A 463-nucleotide genomic window follows, 5' to 3' on the forward strand; every position below is an offset into this window, starting at 1 on the left:
GGGCGAGCCAGTCACAGCGGCACCAACGGTGGCGGTGTAGGTGACGGTGCCACCCTCGGCCGCGGTTTCAGTCGCGGAAAGCTTCACGGTAGTGGTGTCGATGGTGTCGGTCACTTCCGTCACCGCTGGAGCGTTGCTCGGCACCAGGTTTTCGAAATCGCCGCCGGTGGCGGTGGAAATGGTCGCTTCGACTTTGCCGGCGTCTTTGTAGACGTCGTCGGACGGGGCCGCAACGCTTACGGTGCCGGTGGTCTTGCCGGCCTCGATATTGATCACCGCGCCGTTGCTCAGGGTCACGGTGACCGGCGAACCGGCGGCGTTGGTCAGGGTCGCGGTGTAAACAATCGAGCCGCCTTCGGCCACGGCATCCGTCGCGCTCAGCGACAAATTGGTGGTATCCGGAGTATCGGTGACGGTAGTGCTGACCGGGGTTTTATCGGCCACCAGGTTCTCGTAGTTACCG

1 protein-coding gene is annotated in these 463 nt (G+C 63.5%); it reads right to left on the bottom strand.

All coding sequences use genetic code 11. From position 1 onward, the window contains the following. Positions 1-463, bottom strand: a 463-nt coding sequence (locus AC1D1M_RS31505) for an immunoglobulin-like domain-containing protein (RefSeq protein ID WP_477778709.1), incomplete at both ends; no start/stop codon positions are given.

Source organism: Pseudomonas sp. P1_F7 (genome assembly GCF_056405655.1).